This is a genomic window from Microcoleus sp. B5-D4, from assembly GCF_036705145.1.
In the GTDB taxonomy this organism is placed as follows: domain Bacteria; phylum Cyanobacteriota; class Cyanobacteriia; order Cyanobacteriales; family Microcoleaceae; genus Microcoleus.
This window is the reverse complement of sequence record NZ_JAUBTV010000013.1, coordinates 89658-112483: the sequence shown is the minus strand read 5'-3', so window position 1 is coordinate 112483 and position 22826 is coordinate 89658. Positions and strand designations below refer to the sequence as shown.

Below are 22826 nucleotides of genomic sequence, written 5' to 3'. Positions count from 1 at the left end.
GGCGGCAAGTTTCATCGGATACAGGTTTTTTATTTCTGGACGGATGAATCACGTGGCGGGTATCCTGGATGCTTTCGGTCAAGAAAGATATGTTATTCGATGAAAATCCCAGCAACTTTGTCTTCATTCATCGTCATGTGTGCCACAAATTCATCTCCACCATCTTCAAAACTCAGCTTCCACAAATAAATCGGAAAATTACCTTGTTTTATCTCACCAAAATAATTAATTGAGTATCCCTTTTGCAGGCGTGAAGCGAGCTGCTCGCTAACATCGTCAAACATTTTTTGTGTAATGCTCGCTTTGTAGCCTGCATCACCGACTGTAGTAAAAAGCTCGTAATTCTTCGATGCAGTGGCATCCAAGATAACCTGTAAACAATCGATGATGTTTTGAGAGGGGGCAGTCGGGTTCATGAAGATGTCCTTCTTTTAGGGTTCTATCAAAATGTGTAACGAATGGCGCTGTGAATAGCTTCTACGGCTGTCTAATATCAAATCCGGTAGCATCGGAATTATTTATCGGTAGGGGGCGCGATCGCATAAATTTTAAAATCCACAGATTAGACTATTTACACTCACGCAACGCCCCAAAGACTGAATAATATCTATGCAACTTTACCATTTATAGCAGTTTTCAATCGAATTAAATAAATACAGCTTTAGACACGGCAGTGCCGTGTCCTACCCGATATCTGTACTTCACTATACTGAAAAGCGCTATATTGCCTCAGCAACAATAGTTCGGTGTCGGAGGGTATTGCAAGTGATGGTGGTCTGGGCAAAACCAGAATCAACTAAAGCTTGCTCAATATCCAACCCAAAATACTGATCCAAATAAGGCTCCGTACTCTTGAGCAAAGTTAAAATATAAGGAGGCATTTTGGCATAAACTTCCGACTGAGGATTCATATCCATAATTGTCAAATGTCCGCCCACACGTAGCAAACGCCTCGCTTCCCGGAATATTTCTCTAGTAGCTTTCTGTGGCAATTCGTGACAAACTAAACAAATAGAAACTAAATCAAAACCAGCCGCCGGTAAACCAGTAGATTCAGCAGCAGCGTGCACCCAAGTCGGAGATTTTTGATTGATAAATTCAGATTCTCGCTGTTGGGAACGGTATTTAGCAACTGCTAAAAAATAAGGCGACAACTCTACCCCAGTCATCTGCGCTTGCGGGTAAATATCCTGAAGGGCAAAGGTACTCAGGCCCACGCTGCATCCCAAATCAACAATATCCTGCGGTGAAGAAGCAATTTGAGATTTGATGACTTCGTGATAGCTGGCGCGGAGTTTAGCATCGCCTTCTGCACCTGCTTCCGGCCAAATTGTGGCGTGAACTGTACGGGCGGCAACTTCAACTTCTGTAGCAGCTTCCCAACTCATATTACCTTTTTCATAAGCGTGGAATGATGTTAGATAATATTTCGGGTAAACAAGATCGGGATTTTGAACGCTGAGCAATTCTGCATCCCAATTCCGGGACAAAAGTGCTTGGGATTCTTGTCGCCAATGCACTCCGATTTTTTCTCCTCTTTTTATCATCATTTCCCGCGCTTGGTGCTTGGCTAGATTAGCCAAAGGCTTGATGGAAAGGACGCCATTTACTAAACGCGAGGCTAATCCCGGAGTTTTGTTAACTGCAACAGTCATATTTTATTTTTTTCGTTTTTGCGCCATTTATTTTACCACGTGCCGGGGCTTTTGAGTTGGTTAATATAATGAAACTTAACTTTGTGCTGGGGAGTGAAATGCAAATGTTTTGTGGTAAAGACTTTTTATGAACCGCAGAGGGCGCAGAGAACGCAGAGTTAGAGAAGAGAGAAAAGCTCAGAGGATTGCAAAACTGGCTCTCGTCGTGTAATATTTATTTGTGCTTACCTACTTAGTTGTGGGGAATTTATCTGGAATCTGGAATCGGATTTGCCGAAGTTGGAGTAATTGGAAGAACAATTTAAATCGGGCTATTCAGGAGTTTGTGATGAGCAAATCTATTGTGGAATTGGTTGACAATTTGCCGTCGGGGGGCGTTACTGTGATGATGCTCAAATCTCTCGATTTTGTGGTTCCGGGGGAGTGGAATAATCTCACGGGTTTTGATAATACTATTCAAGCGGTGACAGGGGAAACCAAGCGCAAATTAGTTGAAAAAATTCGTGATCGCGCGATCGAGCTTTACGCCAACCCAAATGAACCCTATCAAGGCGTAGTCAGGCTTTACCAGTTAGCAGACAGCGCCGACAGTGCGTTAGGTGCAACGGCTATGGCGAATAAAATCGGCGAAAACATCGGCTTTCTTTCCTTTCTCAACCGCCTCACTCCCAAAGCTGACACCACTCAAACGATCGACTTGTGCGTCAAAGTGGCGATCGAGCTAATTGCCTTCTGCAAACTTAACAATATTTCCCTTGACAATGTGGGAAGCTTTGGTAATTATTTATCAAATTACAAAAGCGAATCTGTGATGCGGATGGCTGCTTTAGTTTGTGCTGACGGTTTAATTCCCCTTGGCCCGGACTTCATTAGAGTAGCACAAAATACCCTAGGCGGATTGAATCCTTCAACCTTGCAGCAAAACTCAACATTCCAAAATATCAGCAATCTAATTCCCGGCGCAAATAATTCACAAAAGTTCGGATTTGTGACAGCAACTTTCGCCTCAGCCCAAGGTTGGATGAACAATTTAGTACAGTCTCGCGGCTTAACTCCCGCTATAGTTTTAGGCCATCTCAAGCAATACATTGATGTTGCCGATGACAAATTGGATTATGTCGCCGCGTTTTTAGACATGACTACCAATTATTACGAACATACGGGAATTCAGACGGTTGCTCGCCGATTGATCGATCGAGCTTATGCTGAAATAGCCTCTGGCAGATCCTAGAAAAGTCTTTCCCAGGTGAGGCAACAGAGCGAGGCAGAGCCTCGGGATATGCGTTCCCAGGCAGAGCCTGGGGACGAGGGAATAAACCTGGCAATGTGAGTTAAAATAAGCAGATTATGTTTAGCAAACCTCTTTTAATCGCATTGTGAAAAACAAATCGCTTCCTTCATCCGTAACAGTCAAGCTAGGCAAATTTGTCTGGACATCAATGTGGCAATTAATGATGTCAAAACTAGCGCCGCCCGATCGCACGGGAGCATACATTCGCCCCAGCAGCAGTTTCCGCAACTTTGTCAGCACTGCACCAGACAACCCTCACCAGCCCGCCACGGCACGATATCGCCTCTTCGTGGGTACGGGATGCCCTTGGGCGCACCGCACTCTGGTGACGAGGGCGCTCAAAGGGCTTGAGGATGCGATATCCGTGTCTATTGTCTATCCCTCTGAAGGGGGAATGTGGGTGATGGAGTCGGAGACTTTTGGCTGCAACACGATGCCGGAACTTTACCAGTTGGCTTTACCGGGCTATCAGGGGCGGTGTACGGTGCCGGTGCTGTGGGATGACTCGAAAAAGACGATCGTCAATAACGAGAGTTCGGAAATTATTGTGATGCTAAACTCGGAGTTTAATGAGTTTGCTAGCAATCCTCAAATGGATCTTTATCCTCTGGATTTGCGATCGCAAATTGACGAGTGGAATGAGAAGATTTACCAATCGGTGAATAACGGCGTTTATCGCTGCGGTTTCGCGCAATCTCAGGCTGCTTATGACTCGGCTTGCAGTGAATTGTTTGCTGTTTTAGACGAGATCGATCGATCGCTGTTGAGGAGTCGTTACCTTTGTGGCGATCGGGTGACATTAGCAGACGTGCGACTTTTTACTACTCTATTCCGTTTTGATGCTGTTTACTACAGCTTGTTCAAATGCAATGTGCGCCGCATTCAAGATTACGAGCATTTGGGAGCTTATCTGCGCGATTTGTACCAGTTACCGGGAGTTGCGGGCACTTGCGATTTGGAGGCTGTCAAGCGCGATTATTACGGCAATTTGTTCCCGCTGAATCCCGGCTGCATTATCCCCGCTGGGCCCGATCCGGCGAGTTTGCTCAAAGCTCACGATCGCGCAGGGTTCAGAAACCGGGTTTCTCCATAAATCTCTGTGATTATCGAAATTGAAGCGAATAAAATGACCTCGTTCGGGGATATATTTTAGCAAAATTCTTCTCCTTCTGGTTTTCCCCAAGAGATTTCTTCGCCCGGTTCTATTTCGCCTGCTAATAATTCATCTAAGGTATATTTGGAAACTTTCTGATTTACAGGCTCTATGACTATTTTTCCATTTTCTATACTGCAAATTACTGCATCATCTGCTTTCAGGTTGAAATATTTGGTTCTTCAGTACGTAGTATGCTAAACAACCCAAAATCAAGCTGTAAACCTTGTTATATCAAATCCGGTAGCATCGGAATTATTCATCTCTCTTATCTCCCTCTGTGTTCTCTGCGTTCTCTGTGGTTAAATCATTCCGATGCAACCGGAAACAATATTAAATAAGGATTAAACGAAATATCGCTCATTCTAGCCCAATTCATCTAAATAAATAGTCAAAACCTTTGCGGAGCAAAGGTTTTGACTACATTTCTATACAAGTTGGCATACCAAGTAATGAAGAGCCATTATTTTTTGTATACTCATCCAAAGATTTTATAATAATTAGGATCTTTTTTAATAAAAACTCTCAGTCTAAATAATCGATAATAAAACACAACCTGTTTACTTAGTTTGTTGTTGATTTTCTCCCAAAGGGAACGTTTGGGATATTCAATCTGTTTATGGATGTCGAAGTAAATTTGTTTCTCCTGAATAATTGCTTGTCCATTTTGGATTCTTACTCGTTCAATATTATCCTTAAAGAATGGAAATTTGTCTTCGCGGAAAAAATCAAATGTCATCCCAATTCGAGCCGCAGCTAGCCCCATAGCATAACCCTCACCATGATAGATTTCTTGCATTTCAAAAAAGTAAGAAATTGTCTGCCAAAGTTCAAAAAATTCCCCTTCTAATCCATTCTGTCTCTTCATGACAAACATAAACTCGTGAAGCCACTTCACTTGTTGAAGATCAATATTTAGTTTTTGCCCTGCTGCTTTTATAACTTCAATTTCTTTCGGATTTTTAATGTTTTGTATGTGTTTGACCAAATCAGTACCTGCTCTTGCTGTAATTCCAGGAGACCAATTCATTTCTTCTACTAGAGGGCCTAGCAATCTAACATCAGAGTCTAAAAACATACAACTCTCAAATAGTGAGAGAGCTTTTTCAAGAACGAAACGTTTGTCATGATACCCTTTCACACTCTGGAGGTGGTGCTTGAACACCAGAACATGAGGGAAATTTTTAAACTGCTCTGGTTGATCGCTTAGGATACATAAAGTTGTGGAAGGCATATGGGTCTGGATATCTTGAGCTAGCATCTTTACATGAGCACGATACCTATCACCTACAGCTAGAGTACAAAAACAAAACTTTTCAGATGTGTCCATATGATTTGAGCGCCAGAGATGTGAGTTAAACTTGCAGAAATTTTTCGTGAATCCAACTTATGAAAATATTATAACTGACTTATGGTTACTAGATTACTCTGAAACAGTTTCAATAGCAAGGAATAAACAGAATATTAAGAATGCGTTTATATTGCGATCGCAATATTGAAGATTAAACCCTATATCCCTCTTCTGTCACTCTCCGGGGGGGCGATCGCGCTTAATCTTCATCTGGCAATTAATACAAGCTATTCTATTAGAAGAAAAAATGCTCAGGTTTATTTATTATAACAACTAGATATAGTCGCGCGTGGGGTTCAGAAACCGGGTTTGAAACCCAAATCTTGGGTAGGATGCCTAAATTATCACAGAAACCCGGTTTCTTGGCTCAGGGTTAGGCGCGATCGCGTGGGGGGTTGAGAGAGAAACCGGGTTTGAAACCCAAATCTCTGTTGGGATGCCAAAATTCTCCCAGAAACCCGGTTTCTTGGAGTTTCTGGAAACACGCGTGGGGATTCAGAAACCGGGTTTCTTACCCAAATCGGGCGTGAGGATGTCAAAATTCTCCCAGAAACCCGGTTTCTTAAAGCCTTCTATTCTTCAAATGTTAAATACTGGATTAATTTATCGCTAGTTGAACCTTCTAAAAAGTCACGATAAGCATCGGCTGAAAAAAATTGCGATCGCACTCCATCTATTTTAGGTAAACTTCCCTGACGCAAATCAATATATTCCTGATAGCTGGAAAACTCCCAATCCTCTGCTTTTTCAACTATATTAGCACAGACTGGGTTTAAGTGAATATATCGAGTTAAGTGTAATAAATAGTCTTCTCCATCCACATGAATCGCCTGAAACCGTCCCTGAAATAGTGAACCCACCCTTTGATAGCGTTTATTGATAGCCTTAGCATAAGACAGAGTAAATGACTGCATCAGCTTGGAAAAATCATCCGTTTGCAGGTAAACTAATAAATGATAGTGGTTCGGCATCAAACAATAAGCAATAATATCGACACCATGAATAATCAGATGGTTTCTTAATTGACGTAAAAAATCAATATAGTTTTCTCGCTCAAAAAAGATAAGCTGACGGTTATTACCTCGGTTATAAACATGGTAGTAATTACCCGCTTGGAAGATAATTTGGCGACGTGGCATATCAGAGGATAGGTGAGTGGCTAGCGGAAGGGGAGGGTTCAGAAACCGGGTTTCTTACCCAAATCGGGCGTGAAGATGCCAGAATTATCGCAGAAACCCGGTTTCTTGGCTGAGGCTGAGGGGCGCTCGCGTGGGACTCAGAAACCGGGTTTCTTACCAAAATCTTCGCTAGGATGCCAAAATTATCGCAGAAACCCGGTTTCTTGGCTGAGGCTGAGGGGCGCTCGCGTGGGGTTCAGAAACCGGGTTTCTTACCCAAATCTTCGCTAGGATGCCAAAATTATCGCAGAAACCCGGTTTCTTGGCTGAGGCTGAGGCGCGATTGCGTGGGACTCAGAAACCGGGTTTCTTACCCAAATCTTCGGTAGGATGCCAAAATTATCGCAGAAACCCGGTTTCTTGGATGGTTGGCAGGGCCTCAGAAACCGGGTTTCTTCACCAAATCGGGCGTGAAGATGCCAGAATTATCGCAGAAACCCGGTTTCTTGAACAACGAGGATTCGATTTCTAGCTTACCGATAAAATTTCTTCGAGTGCTAATTTAAGCGTCGGATATTGATATTGAAAACCGCTAGCTAAAGTTTGTTTCGGCAACACTTTCTGCCCTTCCAAAACAACTTTTGCCCCGTCTCCCAACAGCATTTCTAATGCAAAACCTGGCACCGGCAACCAAGAAGGTCGCTTTAAAACTTCCCCTAAAGTTTGACACAATTCATTCATCCGCACCGGATTCGGTGCTGTCGCATTCAAAACGCCTTCAACTTGCGAATTTTGCAAAGCATACAAAATTAAATCAACCACATCCTCGCGGTGAACCCAAGAAAACCACTGTTTTCCTGTCCCAATTGGGCCGCCAGCAAATAGTTTAAAAGGTGGCAGCATTTTTGCCAACGCGCCTCCCATTCCCAAAACTATCCCCAGCCGCAAAATTGCTAACCGCGTTCCCGCATTTTTTGCAGGTTGGGCGGCTGCTTCCCAGTCTTTGCAAACTGTTGCTAAAAAATCGTTTCCCGCGAGGCTCGTTTCGTCAAACTCAGCGGTTTCGCTGGTTCCGTAATAGCCGATCGCCGATGCGCTAACAAACACAGATGGTCTAGGATTAGCATTGACGATCGCCTCTACCAATTTTGCCGTCGTCAGTCTGCGACTGTCCAGAATTGCTTGCTGGCGCGCCTCCGTCCACCTTTCTTCTGCAATCGGAACCCCAGCTAAATTGACAACAGCGTCGCAGCCCGCGATCGACTTTTGCCAATCACCAGACTCCGCTGGAGTGTAGGCGACAACTTCCAAATTCGGATAAGCTGAAGCCGGAAAAACTCGGCTAGCCTTCGCCCCATCCCTGCTCAAAACCACCACTTGATGTCCCGCAGCTTGCAGCTTCTCCACCAGCCGGCTACCTACAAATCCCGTTGCTCCCGCGATCGCTACTTTCATCTTTTACCAATAATGCACAGTTCTAGCAGTTTAGACGATCGTCCAAACTTGTGTTAAATCATACAAAAATAAAGAGCAGCCTCGATCGCCTCCCCACAAGCTTTCTGTATTTTCATTAAACTGATAAAGGACGCGAGGAAAACAAACCATGCCTGCAAAAAAATCAAAGCTTCTAATTGCTGCCTCCATCGCCGCAGCAGGTAGCGCTGCGGTCTACTTTTACTTCCAGGGTTTGAGCCAACAAGTATCCAACCCTCAAGACAGCGCCAAAGTTGTACCCGACGAAGCAATGATGGCCGCGTTTATCTCCCCCAATCCCCAAGCGTTGGCCCAGTTGCAGCGATTTGGCACGCCAGGGGCTCAAAAGTTGGTCGGTCAGGGTTTGAAGGCCTTTCAAGAACAAAGCTTGGCCGGCACTCAAATCGACTTTGACAGGGACTTAAAACCTTGGTTAGGGGGGGTGATGGTCGCTTTGCTACCCCCTGATGCTGTGACGAATACAGAGCCTCCAAAACTGCTGGTAGTAGTCAGCGTCAAAAATAAAATTAGCGCTTGGAATTTTGCGAATAAATTAAAATCTCAGCCCGGTGCAACTACTCAAGAAACCGAGTATAAAGGAGTTAAAATTTATGAGATTGCAGAGCCAACTGGCAAGCGCTACAGTGTGGCTTTGCTGAACGACCAATTAGTGATGGCTCCTTTGAAAAAGCCTGTGGAATTGGCGATCGATACTTTTAAAGGAGAACCCTCCCTCGCTACGCAGCAGAGTACAACTAAGTTTTTTGCAGAGAGTGCTGGTGTCAAGAATCCGATCGCAACTGTTTATATTGCTGATTATCCTGCTGCAATTGAGCAATTGAAAGCTAATTTGCCCGCTGATATCCAGTTGCCTTGGACAGTTTTTTCGCAGTTCAAACAAGTCAAGTCAATGGTTGCGGGAATTGGGGCGGACAGTGCGGGATTGAGGGTAAAAACTATCGCTCAGTTAGACCCTAAATTCGTCGAGCAAAATCCACAAGTCCCATCGAAATTGTTACCCAGATTTCCTGGTGAAACTATTGCTTTAGTCGGCGGCCAGGGAATCGATAAAATTTGGTCGCAAGCAACCGCTGAGGCACAAGATAGCCCGGAAGTTGACAGGGGAGTTCAGCAGGTGAGGGATAGTTTTAAGCGGTTGGATTTGGATGCGGATCGAGAGGTTTTTGGTTGGATGAATGGGGAATTTGCGATCGGGGCGATCGGTTCTGATCAAGGTATTTTGTCTCAGTTGGGGATGGGAGCGGCGATGATTTTTGAAACGAGCGATCGCCCTGCTGCAGAAGCAACTCTGAAAAAACTCGATGCGATCGCCAAAAGCAATGCTACAGTCAGTGTCGCCCCCAGACAAGTTCAAGGAAAGGAAGTTACGGAATGGAAAATACCCCAGCAAGGCACTTTATTCGGGCACGGTTGGCTGAATGAAAATTCTGTGTTTGTAGCTTTCGGTGGCCCTTTAGTTGATGTGATTACTTCGACGCCACCCCAGCCGTTAAGCAGCAGTCCGAGTTTTCAGGCGATCGCCACTTCTTTACCGCAAGTCAACCAAGGTTACTTTTACATAGATATGGAAAAAACCATGTCTTGGGCTAACCAATATTTGCTCGCAGTACAGCCAAATTTAGTTTCGCCGCCCGCCGCTGAATTGCTGAATTCTCTCCGAGGAGTTAGCGTAGCCACAGCTTCTACACAACCGACAACTGCTCAGCTTGAGATGCTTTTTGCCTTAAAATCTAACAATTAGAGAATTGGGAATCGGTAATTTCTAATCGGTAATTCTTCCTTCTATCCCTTAAATCCCGATTCAGTGCGCGTTGCCGGAGTTTTTCCTGACCAAAAAAAGATGCTGCCCTCAATGGAGGGCAGCTACTCAAATAAAGCATCTTAAAGTCTCTCACAACTTCAGAATTAACCTTCAGACATTCCTGATTTATTGGGCAATTGCAAATCATCCGGGTCTACGTAGTGACAAACTGCTTTGTCCATGCAAATTAAGGCCCAGCCGGATTTATCGATGCTCATCAACTTATAAGAAGCTGGCTGAATAAAGAAACCTTTGTGGTTGCGGGTTGCGGGTTTGATGTTAACGTGGCTGTCAGTGCTCATGTTTTTACAACTCCTAGTATTATCGTAGTAAAATCTCAAAACCGCTGAGCGGGTTTGTCAATCGTCTAAGTCTTCAAATACTAGCACTGACTTCCTGAGTTTTCCATAAAGTTATTTATTGATTTATTACGATATCGTAATAAACCACAAAGCCGATTTCCTCGATCCCCGCCCAAAAATCGACTTGTTTACGCGGTTACGGCTCCAGAAGCCACTGTTTAACGCGGGCGAGACTCTTCCAGTCGGGTTTTCTGCTTAATCCTTCTTCAAAATTTTTTTTAACTTCGTCGAGCAACTCTTCGGAAGCCATCAGTAATTGCTGAGCCACTTCTACGTGGGGGCGCACTCCTTTTTCTTTGAGATCGAGGATCGCTACTGCTAGGTTGATGCGAGCTTGGGGGTCGTGAGGGTTCAATTTAACTGCGGTTTTCGCTGCCTTTTGAGCCGGTGCGGGTTTATTTTCTAACAGGTAGAGCCACGCGAGGCTAGCCCAGGCATTGCCATTTTTGGGAGCTTTTTCGCACACTTCTTTAAACACGGGGATCAGATTAGCCGGGGCTTCGCCAGCTTGGTAGCGATCGAAACCGTCTTTAAACAATTCTTCAGGGGTCATTCGATTTTAGATTTTGGATTTGAGATTTTAGATTGGAAAGAGCATGGGGTGCCGGACGCAGCAAGGCAGTCCGAGGCATTCTCAGCAATTAGCAATTACCAATCCCCAATGCCCTATTTTCCAATTTATGTAGAAAATGAACTGCCACAACCGCAAGTTTGAGTTGCGTTGGGGTTAGTAAACTGAAAGCCGCCCCCGATCATAGCATCGCTGAAGTCGAGAACTAAACCGTAGAGATAAAGAATGCTCTTGCGATCGCAAACTACCTGAAAACCGTCGTAGTCGAACACTTCATCGTCGGATTTCACAGTGCTTGGATCTGCGAAATCCATCACGTAGGACATTCCAGAGCATCCGCCCTGGCGCACCCCTACCCGCAAGCAGAGGTCTTTACCTTGTTTTTCTCTGAGAGCTAAAACTTGACGGACAGCAGAGTCTGTCATTTGAATGCCGCGCTTTTCAGAAATGGCTTGAGTCATAATTTGCCGAACTCCTGAGACTGTCTAATGCAAAGAGTTTAATCTTATTGCTCCATTGTACAGGCATTCGCCAGAAGGCATAAGGTTAGATGCTGAAGGCAGAATTTTTAGCTTCTAACTTTTAATTCCCGTGGGGCCTCGTTCCCCAGCTCGATGTCCTCTCCCCCTATAGGGTTTATGATTGATAAGCAGCGGTTGACCGGCTACCGGCACCGCAACAATGCTTCACCCAACGGGCTTACTCTATGGCAGCGCTGAATCGCACTACTCTTCGTCGGCTACAAAACTTACCTCAAATTCCCAGCGTGTGGGAGGGCGATCGCCGACCCTTATCTAATGCTGACTCACACATGATGCTAGATGACGATGACGTTCTAGAAGCTGGTGGCGAGTGCATTCTCTGGGTCGATGGCTCCGAAGGAGTCGTGAGGGCTATGGACATGGTAGGCCCTGATGCCGGCCCAGAGGCGCTCGTCCGGGCCCTGCTACGGGCAATGGAACATCCCCAAAGTCCGGCTCCCGCAGTCCGCCCCCAAAAAATAGTAGTCAAAAACCGAGAAATTCAATTTTATCTGCGGGGCGTACTTCAAGATTTAGGCATTTCCATTGACTACGTGCCGGAATTGCCCTTAATTGACGAAATATTTCGCGGCATGGAAGAGGTCGCGATCAACAGACCTCCTGAGTTGCCCCCTCAGTATGCTGAAGTTTTAATGGAAAAAGCTGCTCAAATTTGGCAAGATGCTCCGTGGCGGACTTTGAGCGAACACCAAATTATATCTATTGAAATCAATCAATGGGATGTCGCCAGCCTCTACGTGTCCGTATTGGGGCAAGGCAGAATGGATTACGGAGTTTTACTGTACCGCTCTCTAGAATCCTTGAAACGGTTTCGAGAACGAGTCGTCAACGATGAATCTTTTGAAGATTTAGAACAGGCTTTTTTAGGGCAAGACTGTTTGTTTGTTACCTTTGAAAGTGCAGCAGAGCTTGATGAGGACGACGACGAAGAAATTGATTTAGCCGATTTGCCTCCATCGGAAATTGAACCAAATTTCGGCAACCTACATCCTTTAGAAGGATTGCGATCGATTCTTTACGAAGAAGAAGCCCTCACGATGTTAGTTGCTCTCGAAGCATTTCATCGCTTTTTCCGCAACGGTCGCCGGAAATTGGGATCAGACACTTTTCCCACTCTTAGCAGCCGCTACCGCATCCCAGTTCCGCAGCCTGACGGAGAAATTCAACAGGTATCCGTTAAAGTTTCCACGATGCCGGATGTGTCGGACGAATTATTACAGATGCTCGGCGATGACGATGATGACGATGATGACGATGATGATGAATTTGACAAGCCACTGCTGCGGGACGATTTGGTGCCGCAAAATTCATTTTTGAGTCTCGGTGCCGTACCTTGGGAAACGGTAGATTTCCTGCGCCAAAGTGTCCAGTTTCACCAAGGTGCAGAAATTGATATTAATACCGCCGGAGATGGTTTGCCGGTGGTGATGATCCAAACTTCTCATCCGAAGGCAAAAACTATGATTCAGGATTTGAAAGAAGCTGGAGGTGTGAAGGGGATTGGTTTTAATCCGGGCGAAAATCCTTTTCAGGATGAGCAATACGACTTGGGTATTTTGCAAACTAAAAATGGCGAGTTGTATTTGTTTGGGGAGTTTAATGAAGACGATCCGGTGCATCAGGAAGCTCGCAAGAAGTGGGATCGCCGCTGTAAATTAACCAACGGTTGGTGCGGTTTGATTATTGCTAAAGGGTTGATGGGTGCTTCTCGCGGTCAGCCTCAGTTTAAGGATATGATCGCTTTGCTTGAGGTGCGCTGGGTGTCTGCTAAAGACTTGGGAATTGGGCCACTTCAGTTAATGCCGATGTTTTAAAGTTAGTTGACTGTTGGCTGTTGACTGTTGACTGTTGACTGTTGACTGTTGGCTGTTGACTGTTGACTGTTGACTGTTGTGAGAAGGAAGAGGTAAAAGTAAGTTGTAAGGTGCGCCACAGCGCACCATAGTTTTTAAATTATTAAGGAGAATGATTATGTCAAATTCTACTCAAAAGCGAGAAGTGTTAGTCGCCATTGATGCGGAATTCGCTGATAAAATAGACCAATTTACTGATAATTGGACGGAAGCGATCGAACAAGCTCTCCGTCTCTGGTACGCTAAGCAAATCGAGGATAAGTTGCGGAAGTTTTATCAAAATCGCAGCCAAGAAGATATTGAGTTTGAGGAAGAATGGGCAACATTTGCTCAGGAACAAATGGAAGAAATTTTAATAGAGGAAGGTCTTTGATACAATGACAGAAGCTTATCCGCGACAAGGCGAAGTTTATCTTGTTAGAGCTTTGCGAACGATCGGAGATACCAAAAAGCGTCCTGTTGCTGTCGTTTCCATAGATAGCCGGAATGAATTGAGCCGTACTGTACTGATTGTCCCTTTTACTAGCGATTTGAGAGGGGGCGAAACTCCGACTCGTGTCTTGATTCCGGCAGGTGAGGGAGGGTTAGAATCTGACTCGCTGGCTGTCTGCGAGCAAATTATAACTGTCCAAAAGACTTATCTGGAACAAGGCCCTTACGGTCAACTTAGTGCCGATGTCCTAGCCAGAATTCAGAGGGCTATACAAGTGTCGATCGGCATTTACGAACTTTAATAATATTTCTAATATTCTAAATTTTGTTACAATTTGTAAAAATACTGTAAAGGATAGGTAAAATGCGGGTTGCGATCGCAGGTGCGGGACTGGCTGGAATGACCACAGCAGTCGATTTAGTGGACGCCGGCCACGAAGTAGAAATTTTTGAATCCCGCCCCTTTGTCGGCGGCAAAGTCGGCAGTTGGGTAGATCCAGACGGCAATCACGTTGAAATGGGTTTGCACGTCTTCTTCGGCTGCTATTATAACTTATTTGCGCTCATGAAAAAAGTGGGAGCTTTTGACGACTTGCTCCTCAAAGAACACGTCCACACTTTTATCAATCGAGGCGGCGAAACTGGTTCTTTAGATTTTCGCTTTCCCGTGGGTGCTCCTTTGCACGGATTGAAGGCATTTTTTACTACATCCCAGCTATCCGTACAAGACAAAATTCAAAATGCGATCGCCCTGGGAACTAGCCCGATCGTCCGAGGTTTGATAGACTTTGAAGGAGCGATGAAAACTATCCGCGATTTGGATAAAATTAGCTTCGCTGACTGGTTCCGCAGTCAAGGTGGCAACCAAAACTCCCTCAAAAGAATGTGGAATCCGATCGCCTACGCACTGGGTTTTATCGACACTGAAAATATTTCAGCCCGGTGTATGTTGACAATCTTTCAATTCTTTGCCTCGAAAACCGAAGCCTCTGTCATGCGGATGCTGGCTGGTTCTCCCAACGAATATTTGCACAAACCAATTGTGGAATATTTGGAAAGCAAAGGAACGAAAATCCACACGCGGCGCAGAGTCCGAGAAATTCAGTTTGAAGAAGGCGAAGAAACCCGCGTGACAGGCTTGGCAGTAGCTAGCGGCGAAACTGAAGAAACTATTACCGCTGATGCTTATCTTTTTGCATTAGACGTACCAGGAATTCAGAAAATATTGCCCCCTGCTTGGCGCAAATGGTCAGAATTTGACAACATTTATAAATTAGATGCTGTGCCGGTTGCTACAGTGCAATTGCGGTTCGACGGTTGGGTAACGGAATTGGAAGACGAAGCCAAGCGCAAACAGTTGAGCCACGCTGTCGGCATCGATAATTTGCTATATTCAGCAGATGCAGATTTTTCCTGTTTTGCTGATTTGGCGCTAACAAGTCCCAAGGATTATTATAAGGAAGGACAAGGTTCTCTGTTGCAGTTGGTGTTGACTCCGGGAGATCCGTTTATTAAACAAAGCAATGAGGCGATCGCCCAACACGTACTCAAACAAGTTCAGGATTTATTTCCCTCAGCGCGGGAATTAAACATGACTTGGTACAGTGTAGTGAAGCTAGCTCAATCTTTGTATCGCGAAGCACCGGGAATGGATGTTTTCCGCCCTGCTCAAAAAACTCCGATCGCCAATTTCTTTCTAGCAGGAAGTTACACTCAGCAAGACTACATTGATAGTATGGAAGGAGCGACACTTTCAGGCCATCAAGCGGCTAAGGCAATTCTCGAAGCTTACAGTCATTAGTCATTAGTCCTCTATCGTTTTCTCTCGTTCCCAGGCTCTGCCTGGGAAGGGCGATCAGGAGGCTCTGCCTCCAGTATTCGAGAGGAAAAGTGAGGCGGAGCCTCTGGATCTGCGTTACCAGGCAGAGCCTGGTAACAAGAAAAAAAGAAACAATTCTTCAATCTAAAATCTAAAATCTAAAATCTAAAATCCCATGACTGATTGGTTAGAACACAGTGTCCAAGTAGAAGTGGCAATTCCCATCGAATTAGCGTGGCAACTCTGGTCAGATTTAGAGCAAATGCCGCGCTGGATGAAGTGGATAGAATCTGTTCATGTTCTTGAAGAAGATCCAGAATTGTCTCGCTGGAAACTCGCAACTGGCGGGTTAGAATTTAGCTGGCTTTCTCGGATTCTCAAATTAGTGCCGAATCAGATAATTCAGTGGGAATCGGTAGACGGCTTACCAAATCGAGGTGCCGTAAGATTTTACGATCGCAAAGACAGCAGTATCGTCAAGCTGACAGTGGCTTACGGAATTCCCGGCTGGCTGGGAAAATTGATGGATAACCTATTTCTGGGCCGCGTGGTTGAATCGACAATTCAGGCTGACTTGGAAAGGTTTAAAGAGTATGCTCTGAAAGTAAAAGCGACATCTTAAATTCTGAGGACTAAAGTCCTGTGGTTTTTAATTGTAACGCGAGAGTCGATCGCCCTTTGGCGTCAGTATCATAGAGATGTGCTGCTGATTCCTTCTCGGTTTAGTTATGAGTTATTGCCTAAACCCCGCCTGTCAAAACCCGCAAAATGCCGATCGTACTCAATTCTGCCTGAATTGCGGCTCCAAACTGTTGCTCAGAGAGCGTTACCGCGCCATCAAACCCCTTGGGCGCGGCGGTTTCGGCCGCACTTTTTTAGCAGTAGACCAAGACAAACCCTCAAAACCGCGCTGTGCAATTAAACAGTTTTTCCCGCTATCCCAAGGTACCAGCAGCAGCGAAAAAGCAGCAGAATTATTCAACCGAGAAGCGGTGCGGCTGGACGAATTAGGGAAACACCCGCAAATTCCAGAATTGTTGGCGCACTTTCAGCAGGAACGCTATCAGTATTTGGTACAGGAATTTATAGAAGGTCAGAATTTACAGGAAGAGTTGGCGCGGACTGGGCCTTTCAGCGAAAGTAAGATTCTCAGTCTGCTGAAGGATTTATTGCCAGTATTGCAGTTCGTGCACGATCGCAGTGTAATTCACCGAGATATTAAACCCCCCAATATTATCCGCCGCCGCCTTTCTCAAACTCCCACCATTTATACTTACCCAACATTAACCGGGGAATTAGTTTTAGTGGATTTTGGCGCTGCAAAACTTGTGGAGGGTTTGAGAGAAACCGGTACAGTCATCGGTTCTCCCGAATTCGTCGCGCCGGAACAAATTAGAGGTCAAGCGGTTTATGCCAGTGATTTGTATAGTTTGGGAGTAACTTGCATTTATTTGCTGACTCAAATATCTCCTTTTGATTTGTTCGATATCAATCAAGATGCTTGGGTTTGGCGAGACTTTTTGAAGGTTCCAATTGATCCGAAATTAAGTCGCATCCTCGACAAAATGATCGAATCGAGTCTCAGTCGGCGCTACAAATCTGTAGCTGAGGTATTGAAAGATTTGCAGCCGCAGCAGTCGGCGGGGGCGGGCACGGGGGCGGGCACGGGGGCACCGCCCCTACCAGCGCCTACAATTCCCGTGCCGCAGAGGACGCCTGTGGTGCAGAATGCAGTGCCGCCAACGGTTGCAGGCACTATTTTACCTGTGCCGCCGATGCAGCGGGTTGTACCGGCACGCGCGCCTACTTGGAGGTGTGTTCATACTCTGGTAGGGCATTCTAATGCTGTTACGTCGGTAGCTTTCAGTCCTGATGGCGCGACTTTAGCTAGCGGCAGTGAGGACAAGACGATTGAGATGTGGAAGTTGGAGACTGGTAGGCGGTGGTACACTCTCACGGGTCATTCTGACTGGGTGACTTGTGTGGCGTTTAGTCCTGATGGCGCGACTTTGGCTAGTGGCGGCCGGGACAAAATGATTCATATTTGGGATTTGAATAAGGGTAAGTGGTGGTACGCTTTGGCTGGTCATTCTGACAGGGTTTCTGCTGTGGCGTTTAGTCGGGATGGTCAGGTTTTGGCTAGCGGCAGTCGGGACAAAACTGTGCAGTTGTGGAATTTGAATAAGGGAAGGCGGATGTCGGCTTTGACTGGTCACGCTGGCGGGGTGGAGGCTGTGGCTTTTAGTCCTGGCGGGGAGTTTTTGGCTAGCGGCAGTCGGGACAAGACTGTGCAGTTGTGGGATTGGCAAAATGGTCGATCGATTTGTACTCTGGCGGAGCACGGGGATTGGGTGCGGGCGATCGTTTTTGCTGCGAACTCCCCCAACTCCCTTGCCGGCCCGACCCCCCCCAGCCCCCCCTTGGTAAGGGGGGGAGTAGGAGAAGGATTGACTTCCTCTGTGTCCCCAGCCGGTCAGACCCCCCCCAGCCCCCCCTTGGTAAGGGGGGGAGTAGGAGAAGGATTGACTTCCTCTGTGTCCCCAGCCGGTCAAACCCCCCCCAGCCCCCCCTTGGTAAGGGGGGGAGTAGGAGAAGGATTGATTTTGGGGACGGGGAGTCGGGACGGTACGGCGAAGCTGTGGCGGGTGGATGCACAGGGGCGAGGGACGCTGTTGCGGAGTATGAGGGACAATTCTGGGGATGTTTTGTGTGTGGCGTTGAGTCCCGATGGTCGGGTTTTGGCGACGGGGAGTCGGGATGGCACGATTTATTTGTGGGATGCGGGTACGGGGGGTTTGCTGGAAATTCTGACGGGCCACGGGGGGGAGGTTTTGTCGGTGGCGTTTAGTGCTGATGGGGGGAGTTTGGCTAGCGGTGCGGGCGATCGAACTGTGAAAATTTGGCGGGGGATTGGGAGTTAGGGGCGATGTCAAGAGTGCCTGCTTAAAAAATTTCATATTTATGCTTGACAGGCGATCGAATGTTCTGCTACATTAGGAATTCGTGAGGACGCATAGCTCAGTTGGTTAGAGCACTACGTTGACATCGTAGGGGTCACTGGTTCGAGTCCAGTTGTGTCCATGAATTTCCATCATTTATAAATCAAGGGTTTTAGGTTTTCGATCTCACTAAGAGTTCTGTTTTCCGCTGATCTTTGGCTCACTCTTCCCTTAATGTAGCATCTCCGTAGGGTGTCCCGGATCGGAAAAATCTGTTGAAATCGAAATAATCAATGTCCGGGGCATCCTACAAGTTGATTTAACTGTGACACTTGCGTAAGTCCTACAAGATTTTAACATTCTTAAAAAAAAATATGTTTAACAATAAACCTTGAACAGGTAAAAAATATGCCCAGTTCGATTTTTTCCTTATCATATTCAGGCATTAAAGATAACCACACACGGGGGTGTGTTGGTGAATTTTTAAGATTTAAAATCAAAGAAGGTTCCCGCTTATCAATTGTTTCAGCTTATTTTACAATTTATGCTTTTGAAGAGCTGAAAGAACAGCTATTGAAAATTGAAAAATTACAATTCCTGTTTGGCGAACCAACTTTTGTTCTCGATCCTCACAGAAAGGAAACCAAAGCCTTCTTAATCGATCGAGAAGGGTTAACCCTCCAAAAGCAGCTTCAACAAAAACGTTTAGCCAAAGATTGTGCTGACTGGATTAGAGAAAAAGTAGAGATAAAATCGATCGCAAAGTCTAACTTCTTGCACGGAAAACTCTATCATATTGACAATGAAGTACAGGACATCAGACCCGATGGATCGACAACCATTTATCGAGTTTTATCCGCGATTATGGGAAGTTCTAATTTTACCATAAAAGGCTTAGGATTATCTAACAATATCAACAATATTGAATTAAATTTAATCGTTAGTAGCATAGAAGACACTTATGATTTGAAAGTTTGGTTTGACCAAATTTGGAACAATGAAGAAATGGTAAAAGATATCAAAGCAGATGTGTTGTTTTATTTAGAACAATTATATACTAATTCCACTCCAGAATTGGTTTACTACAAAACCCTATTTCATATCTTTGAAAAATTTTTAGCAGACCAACAAGACGCTGGATTGTTCAGTGAAAGCAACCAGCTAGTTGATACTACCATATGGAATACTTTATTGGAATTTCAAAAACATGGCGTAATAGGAGCAATTAATAAAATTCGCACCCACAATGGTTGTATTATTGCCGATAGTGTGGGTTTAGGAAAAACCTATGAAGCCTTGGCAGTTATTAAATATTTTGAAATCCTGAACTATAGAGTTTTAGTGTTATGTCCAAAAAAGTTACGCGAAAACTGGACAATCTATCACGCACAGAATAATAGTGAACTAAATCCATTTGTTAGCGATCGCTTTAATTATACAGTCTTATCTCACACAGATTTAAGTCGTGAGTCTGGCAAATCCGGTGATACCGATTTAGGGACTCTTAACTGGGGAAATTATGACCTAGTAGTAATTGATGAGTCCCATAATTTCCGCAACAACACTAAGGGTAAGCGAGATGAAGATGGAAATATAATTCGTAAAAGTCGTTATGAGCGACTGATGGATGACATTATTAAAGCTGGCATTAAAACCAAGGTTCTCTTACTCTCTGCTACTCCTGTTAACAATAACCTGACTGATTTAAGACATCAGCTTGAATTTATCACTGAAGGAAAGGATGATGCTTTTCAAGCATCAATTGGTGTAGTTAGTCTGAAAGATACTCTAGCTAGCGCTCAACGAGCTTTTACCACTTGGTCAAAAAAGAGTATTCGCATAACTAGCGAACTCTTAAATTCCCTTGATTCTGGTTTTTTTAAACTGCTTGACGAATTAACCATAGCTCGTTCTCGCAAACATATTCAAAAATATTATAAAGATGTTGTAGAGCAATTAGGCGGCTTCCCAATTAGGATAAAACCCTTGTCTATCTTTCCAACAATTGATTTGAAAGGTAAGTTTATGTCCTACGACAAACTCAATGATGAAATTTCTAATTATCAATTGTCATTATTTAACCCTTCTAAATATGTTTTGCCGCAGTACAGAGAAGAATACGAACATAAATCAGGACAAAGATTTAAGCAGAGTGTACGCGAATATTTCCTCATCGGGATGATGAAAGTTAACTTTCTTAAACGGCTGGAAAGTTCGGTGACATCCTTTGCAATTACGATGGCAAGGACTATCGCTAAAATTGCAGATTTACAGGAACGAATTAAAACCTTTAAGCAGTTTCGAGATCAAAACCAGAATATTGAGTTTAATCAGTTAAATCTTGAAGATATTGATGATGAAGAACTACAAGCAGCTATCGAGGTTGGTTCCAGGTTTACTTTTAAGATGGCACATCTTGATACTGATGAATGGTTAAAAGATTTAGCAGAGGATAAGCAACAACTCAAGATTCTTTATAATTCAGCTTTGCAGGTTGATGAAACACGGGATGCCAAGTTAGCCGATTTGAAAAACTTGATTCAAAACAAAGTAAAACAGCCAACAATTAATAAACAAAATCAACCTAACCGTAAAGTTTTGGTATTTACTGCTTTTGCCGATACAGCAGAGTATCTTTATCAGGCTTTGCACGAATGGATCGCAACTTCTAAGCTCAATATTAACATAGCTTTAGTAGTTGGGGGAACTGGCAGAAATAAAACCACATTTGGCAAGAATGAGTTCAATCAAATTCTGACTAATTTCTCTCCCATTTCCAAAAAGCGCGACAAGATGCCATCTATGCCCCAAGATGGAGAGATTGATTTATTGATTGCGACAGATTGTATTTCTGAAGGGCAAAATTTACAGGATTGCGATTATCTAGTTAATTACGATATTCATTGGAATCCAGTCAGAATCATTCAGCGTTTTGGACGGATTGACCGTATCGGTAGTGTTAACCATACAGTACAGTTAGTGAATTTCTGGCCTACTGATGACTTAAATAAATACATCAATCTCAAAAATCGAGTAGAAGCAAGGATGGCGTTGGTAGATATTGCCGCTACCTTTGAAGACAACTTGCTGGAACCGGATGAAATTGAAGAGTTAATTCAAACGGATTTAAAATATAGAGATAAACAGTTATTACGATTGCAGAATGAGGTATTAGATTTAGAGGATTTCAACGAAAGCGTTGCCCTCAATGAGTTTACCTTAGATGACTTTCGCATTGAACTAAGTAATTATTTACAAAGGAACCAGAAACAGCTAGAAGATGCACCTTTGGGTATTTATGCAGTCGTTCCACCAGCGTCTGAAAATCCGATAATTGCACCAGGAGTAATTTTTTGTTTAAAACAGAAAGGTGATACTTCGGGAAATGAGCAGGTTAATCCTCTGCAACCGTACTTTCTGGTGTATATTAGAGAGGATCAGGTAGTACGTTTCAGTTTTGCTCAACCTAAGCAGATTTTAGAGATGTTTCGGTTGTTGTGTGCGAATCAGGCGCAAGCTTATGACTCGTTGTGTAATTTGTTTGACAACCAGACGAATAACGGGGAAGATATGAGTGTTTATAACGATTTACTTGAGAGGGCGGTTGATTCGATTACTCGGACTTTTAAGAAGCGGTTAGGTAGTAATTTGTTTAAGTCTGGTAAAGGTGCGGTAATGCCAGAACACAAAAAACAGGTGACAAGCAAAACTGATTTCGATTTAATTACATGGTTGGTGATTAAAGATGAATTAGGCACAAATACCAAATAAACCGGGTTTTTTACCAGTGTTAAAGCCTCAAATCCAGTATTTTCGTAAAAAACCCGGTTTCTGCGTCCAGGAGTATTAAAGATGAATGAACACATGAAAGATAAAATAGCCTAATCTATCCCAAATTTTGATTGTAATATTGGGGATCAAATCGAAATGTTATTTACTGAAAAGAGGTAATCTATGTCAACTATCAAAATCATTGTCGAAAAACATTCTGATGGCTATGTTGCTTATCCACTAGGCATCAAAGGCGTTGTCGTTGGTGAAGGCAACACATATGAAGAAGCACTAACCGATGTCAAATCTGCACTCCAGTTTCATATCGAAACTTTTGGTAGTGATGTGATAGAGTCAGATTTTCCATTGTCGGAAGTCTTTCTAACAGAGATGAGTATAGCATGACAAAATTTCCTAAAGATATTCCCAAATCTAAAGTTATTAAAACTTTAGAAATTTTGGGTTTCCAAATCATTCGAGAAAAGGAACATATTTCTATGGTTCGCATGAATAATGATGGGACAACAACACCTTTGACATTACCAAATCATAATCAAATCAAAGGTTCAACACTTAGGTTGATTTGTACTCAATCAGGAATCACTAGAGAAGAATTTATTACCGCCTATGAGAATTGTTGAAATAGGCTATAGCATACTTTAGCTAGATGATTT

Annotated in this window: 21 protein-coding genes and 1 tRNA gene; 13 read left to right on the top strand and 9 right to left on the bottom strand. The window is 44.2% G+C overall.

The annotated features are described in order from the left end of the window. Window positions 1–92 precede the first annotated feature (92 nt). Complete coding sequence (locus tag QUB10_RS09315; protein WP_333201476.1) at window positions 93–416, bottom strand: hypothetical protein; 324 nt, start codon at window positions 414–416, stop codon at window positions 93–95. Window positions 417–719: 303 nt separating this feature from the next. Continuing rightward, on the bottom strand, window positions 720–1655 hold the full coding sequence (locus QUB10_RS09310) for a class I SAM-dependent methyltransferase (RefSeq protein ID WP_333201474.1): 936 nt from the start codon (window positions 1653–1655) through the stop codon (window positions 720–722). A gap of 328 nt (window positions 1656–1983) precedes the next feature. On the opposite strand from QUB10_RS09310, the gene QUB10_RS09305 reads away from it, so the two are divergent. Continuing rightward, window positions 1984–2886, top strand: coding sequence for a hypothetical protein (locus QUB10_RS09305; RefSeq protein WP_333201472.1), 903 nt, complete (start codon window positions 1984–1986; stop codon window positions 2884–2886). A 208-nt stretch (window positions 2887–3094) separates the two neighbouring features. Next, window positions 3095–4039, top strand: a complete 945-nt coding sequence (locus tag QUB10_RS09300) for a glutathione S-transferase C-terminal domain-containing protein (RefSeq protein WP_333201492.1) — start codon at window positions 3095–3097, stop codon at window positions 4037–4039. 538 nt (window positions 4040–4577) lie between these two features. Here the strand turns inward: QUB10_RS09300 and QUB10_RS09295 are convergent. From QUB10_RS09295 to thyD, 3 genes are all read right to left on the bottom strand, one after another. Further along, window positions 4578–5360, bottom strand: a complete 783-nt coding sequence (locus QUB10_RS09295; RefSeq protein ID WP_333201470.1) for a hypothetical protein — start codon at window positions 5358–5360, stop codon at window positions 4578–4580. A gap of 662 nt (window positions 5361–6022) precedes the next feature. Then, complete coding sequence (locus QUB10_RS09290) at window positions 6023–6589, bottom strand: transposase (protein WP_333201468.1); 567 nt, start codon at window positions 6587–6589, stop codon at window positions 6023–6025. A gap of 507 nt (window positions 6590–7096) precedes the next feature. Then, window positions 7097–8023 carry a thylakoid membrane protein ThyD gene (gene thyD, locus QUB10_RS09285; protein WP_333201466.1) on the bottom strand — a complete coding sequence of 309 codons (927 nt, stop codon included), beginning with the start codon at window positions 8021–8023 and terminating at the stop codon, window positions 7097–7099. A 148-nt stretch (window positions 8024–8171) separates the two neighbouring features. On the opposite strand from thyD, the gene QUB10_RS09280 reads away from it, so the two are divergent. Next, window positions 8172–9803: a DUF3352 domain-containing protein gene (locus QUB10_RS09280; RefSeq protein WP_333201464.1), complete on the top strand. Its 1632-nt coding sequence runs from the start codon at window positions 8172–8174 to the stop codon at window positions 9801–9803. 164 nt (window positions 9804–9967) lie between these two features. Here QUB10_RS09280 and QUB10_RS09275 read toward each other — a convergent pair whose 3' ends face one another. The 3 genes from QUB10_RS09275 to QUB10_RS09265 all read right to left on the bottom strand — a co-directional run bounded on the left by QUB10_RS09275 (window position 9968) and on the right by QUB10_RS09265 (window position 11257). After that, window positions 9968–10165 (bottom strand): hypothetical protein, encoded by a 198-nt coding sequence (locus QUB10_RS09275; RefSeq protein ID WP_006632682.1) that lies wholly within the window; start codon window positions 10163–10165, stop codon window positions 9968–9970. Between the two features lie 196 nt (window positions 10166–10361). After that, window positions 10362–10778, bottom strand: coding sequence for a tetratricopeptide repeat protein (locus QUB10_RS09270; RefSeq protein ID WP_190743632.1), 417 nt, complete (start codon window positions 10776–10778; stop codon window positions 10362–10364). A gap of 125 nt (window positions 10779–10903) precedes the next feature. Further along, window positions 10904–11257, bottom strand: a complete 354-nt coding sequence (locus QUB10_RS09265; RefSeq protein WP_006632680.1) for a HesB/IscA family protein — start codon at window positions 11255–11257, stop codon at window positions 10904–10906. Between the two features lie 245 nt (window positions 11258–11502). Between QUB10_RS09265 and QUB10_RS09260 the strand changes: the two genes are divergently transcribed. Next, a complete protein-coding gene (locus QUB10_RS09260) occupies window positions 11503–13152 on the top strand; it encodes a DUF6930 domain-containing protein (RefSeq protein WP_333201462.1) in 1650 nt (549 codons plus the stop codon). On the opposite strand, the gene QUB10_RS09255 is transcribed toward QUB10_RS09260, so the two are convergent. Continuing rightward, window positions 13135–13281, bottom strand: coding sequence for a hypothetical protein (locus QUB10_RS09255; RefSeq protein WP_333201460.1), 147 nt, complete (start codon window positions 13279–13281; stop codon window positions 13135–13137). The genes QUB10_RS09260 and QUB10_RS09255 overlap by 18 nt on opposite strands. Window positions 13282–13309: 28 nt before the next feature. On the opposite strand from QUB10_RS09255, the gene QUB10_RS09250 reads away from it, so the two are divergent. The 9 genes from QUB10_RS09250 to QUB10_RS09210 all read left to right on the top strand — a co-directional run bounded on the left by QUB10_RS09250 (window position 13310) and on the right by QUB10_RS09210 (window position 22793). Then, window positions 13310–13564 (top strand): hypothetical protein, encoded by a 255-nt coding sequence (locus QUB10_RS09250; RefSeq protein ID WP_333201459.1) that lies wholly within the window; start codon window positions 13310–13312, stop codon window positions 13562–13564. A gap of 4 nt (window positions 13565–13568) precedes the next feature. Beyond that, window positions 13569–13925, top strand: coding sequence for a type II toxin-antitoxin system PemK/MazF family toxin (locus tag QUB10_RS09245; RefSeq protein WP_333201457.1), 357 nt, complete (start codon window positions 13569–13571; stop codon window positions 13923–13925). Between the two features lie 62 nt (window positions 13926–13987). After that, a complete protein-coding gene (gene zds, locus QUB10_RS09240; protein ID WP_333201455.1) occupies window positions 13988–15424 on the top strand; it encodes a 9,9'-di-cis-zeta-carotene desaturase in 1437 nt (478 codons plus the stop codon). A gap of 193 nt (window positions 15425–15617) precedes the next feature. Further along, the gene (locus QUB10_RS09235) at window positions 15618–16064 is read left to right on the top strand and encodes an SRPBCC family protein (protein ID WP_015175311.1); all 447 of its coding nucleotides are present in this window, start codon (window positions 15618–15620) and stop codon (window positions 16062–16064) included. Between the two features lie 106 nt (window positions 16065–16170). Then, window positions 16171–18363, top strand: coding sequence for a serine/threonine-protein kinase (locus QUB10_RS09230; RefSeq protein ID WP_333201453.1), 2193 nt, complete (start codon window positions 16171–16173; stop codon window positions 18361–18363). 86 nt (window positions 18364–18449) lie between these two features. Continuing rightward, a tRNA-Val gene (locus QUB10_RS09225) sits at window positions 18450–18523 on the top strand. A gap of 266 nt (window positions 18524–18789) precedes the next feature. Then, window positions 18790–22152: a helicase-related protein gene (locus QUB10_RS09220; RefSeq protein ID WP_333201451.1), complete on the top strand. Its 3363-nt coding sequence runs from the start codon at window positions 18790–18792 to the stop codon at window positions 22150–22152. Window positions 22153–22335: 183 nt separating this feature from the next. Continuing rightward, window positions 22336–22557 (top strand): type II toxin-antitoxin system HicB family antitoxin, encoded by a 222-nt coding sequence (locus QUB10_RS09215; RefSeq protein ID WP_333201449.1) that lies wholly within the window; start codon window positions 22336–22338, stop codon window positions 22555–22557. Next, on the top strand, window positions 22554–22793 hold the full coding sequence (locus QUB10_RS09210; protein ID WP_333201447.1) for a type II toxin-antitoxin system HicA family toxin: 240 nt from the start codon (window positions 22554–22556) through the stop codon (window positions 22791–22793). Before QUB10_RS09215 ends, QUB10_RS09210 begins: the two co-directional genes overlap by 4 nt. The last annotated feature ends 33 nt before the right edge of the window (window positions 22794–22826 follow it).

Excerpts from the sequence above, each read along its gene's own strand:
- QUB10_RS09315 (WP_333201476.1), bottom strand. The coding sequence starts at position 416 with ATGAACCCGACTGCCCCCTCTCAAAACATCATCGATTGTTTACAGGTT.
- QUB10_RS09310 (WP_333201474.1), bottom strand. The coding sequence starts at position 1,655 with ATGACTGTTGCAGTTAACAAAACTCCGGGATTAGCCTCGCGTTTAGTA.
- QUB10_RS09305 (WP_333201472.1), top strand. The coding sequence starts at position 1,984 with ATGAGCAAATCTATTGTGGAATTGGTTGACAATTTGCCGTCGGGGGGC.
- QUB10_RS09300 (WP_333201492.1), top strand. The coding sequence starts at position 3,095 with ATGTGGCAATTAATGATGTCAAAACTAGCGCCGCCCGATCGCACGGGA.
- QUB10_RS09295 (WP_333201470.1), bottom strand. The coding sequence starts at position 5,360 with ATGCTAGCTCAAGATATCCAGACCCATATGCCTTCCACAACTTTATGT.
- QUB10_RS09290 (WP_333201468.1), bottom strand. The coding sequence starts at position 6,589 with ATGCCACGTCGCCAAATTATCTTCCAAGCGGGTAATTACTACCATGTT.
- thyD (WP_333201466.1), bottom strand. The coding sequence starts at position 8,023 with ATGAAAGTAGCGATCGCGGGAGCAACGGGATTTGTAGGTAGCCGGCTG.
- QUB10_RS09280 (WP_333201464.1), top strand. The coding sequence starts at position 8,172 with ATGCCTGCAAAAAAATCAAAGCTTCTAATTGCTGCCTCCATCGCCGCA.
- QUB10_RS09275 (WP_006632682.1), bottom strand. The coding sequence starts at position 10,165 with ATGAGCACTGACAGCCACGTTAACATCAAACCCGCAACCCGCAACCAC.
- QUB10_RS09270 (WP_190743632.1), bottom strand. The coding sequence starts at position 10,778 with ATGACCCCTGAAGAATTGTTTAAAGACGGTTTCGATCGCTACCAAGCT.
- QUB10_RS09265 (WP_006632680.1), bottom strand. The coding sequence starts at position 11,257 with ATGACTCAAGCCATTTCTGAAAAGCGCGGCATTCAAATGACAGACTCT.
- QUB10_RS09260 (WP_333201462.1), top strand. The coding sequence starts at position 11,503 with ATGGCAGCGCTGAATCGCACTACTCTTCGTCGGCTACAAAACTTACCT.
- QUB10_RS09255 (WP_333201460.1), bottom strand. The coding sequence starts at position 13,281 with ATGGTGCGCTGTGGCGCACCTTACAACTTACTTTTACCTCTTCCTTCT.
- QUB10_RS09250 (WP_333201459.1), top strand. The coding sequence starts at position 13,310 with ATGTCAAATTCTACTCAAAAGCGAGAAGTGTTAGTCGCCATTGATGCG.
- QUB10_RS09245 (WP_333201457.1), top strand. The coding sequence starts at position 13,569 with ATGACAGAAGCTTATCCGCGACAAGGCGAAGTTTATCTTGTTAGAGCT.
- zds (WP_333201455.1), top strand. The coding sequence starts at position 13,988 with ATGCGGGTTGCGATCGCAGGTGCGGGACTGGCTGGAATGACCACAGCA.
- QUB10_RS09235 (WP_015175311.1), top strand. The coding sequence starts at position 15,618 with ATGACTGATTGGTTAGAACACAGTGTCCAAGTAGAAGTGGCAATTCCC.
- QUB10_RS09230 (WP_333201453.1), top strand. The coding sequence starts at position 16,171 with ATGAGTTATTGCCTAAACCCCGCCTGTCAAAACCCGCAAAATGCCGAT.
- QUB10_RS09220 (WP_333201451.1), top strand. The coding sequence starts at position 18,790 with ATGCCCAGTTCGATTTTTTCCTTATCATATTCAGGCATTAAAGATAAC.
- QUB10_RS09215 (WP_333201449.1), top strand. The coding sequence starts at position 22,336 with ATGTCAACTATCAAAATCATTGTCGAAAAACATTCTGATGGCTATGTT.
- QUB10_RS09210 (WP_333201447.1), top strand. The coding sequence starts at position 22,554 with ATGACAAAATTTCCTAAAGATATTCCCAAATCTAAAGTTATTAAAACT.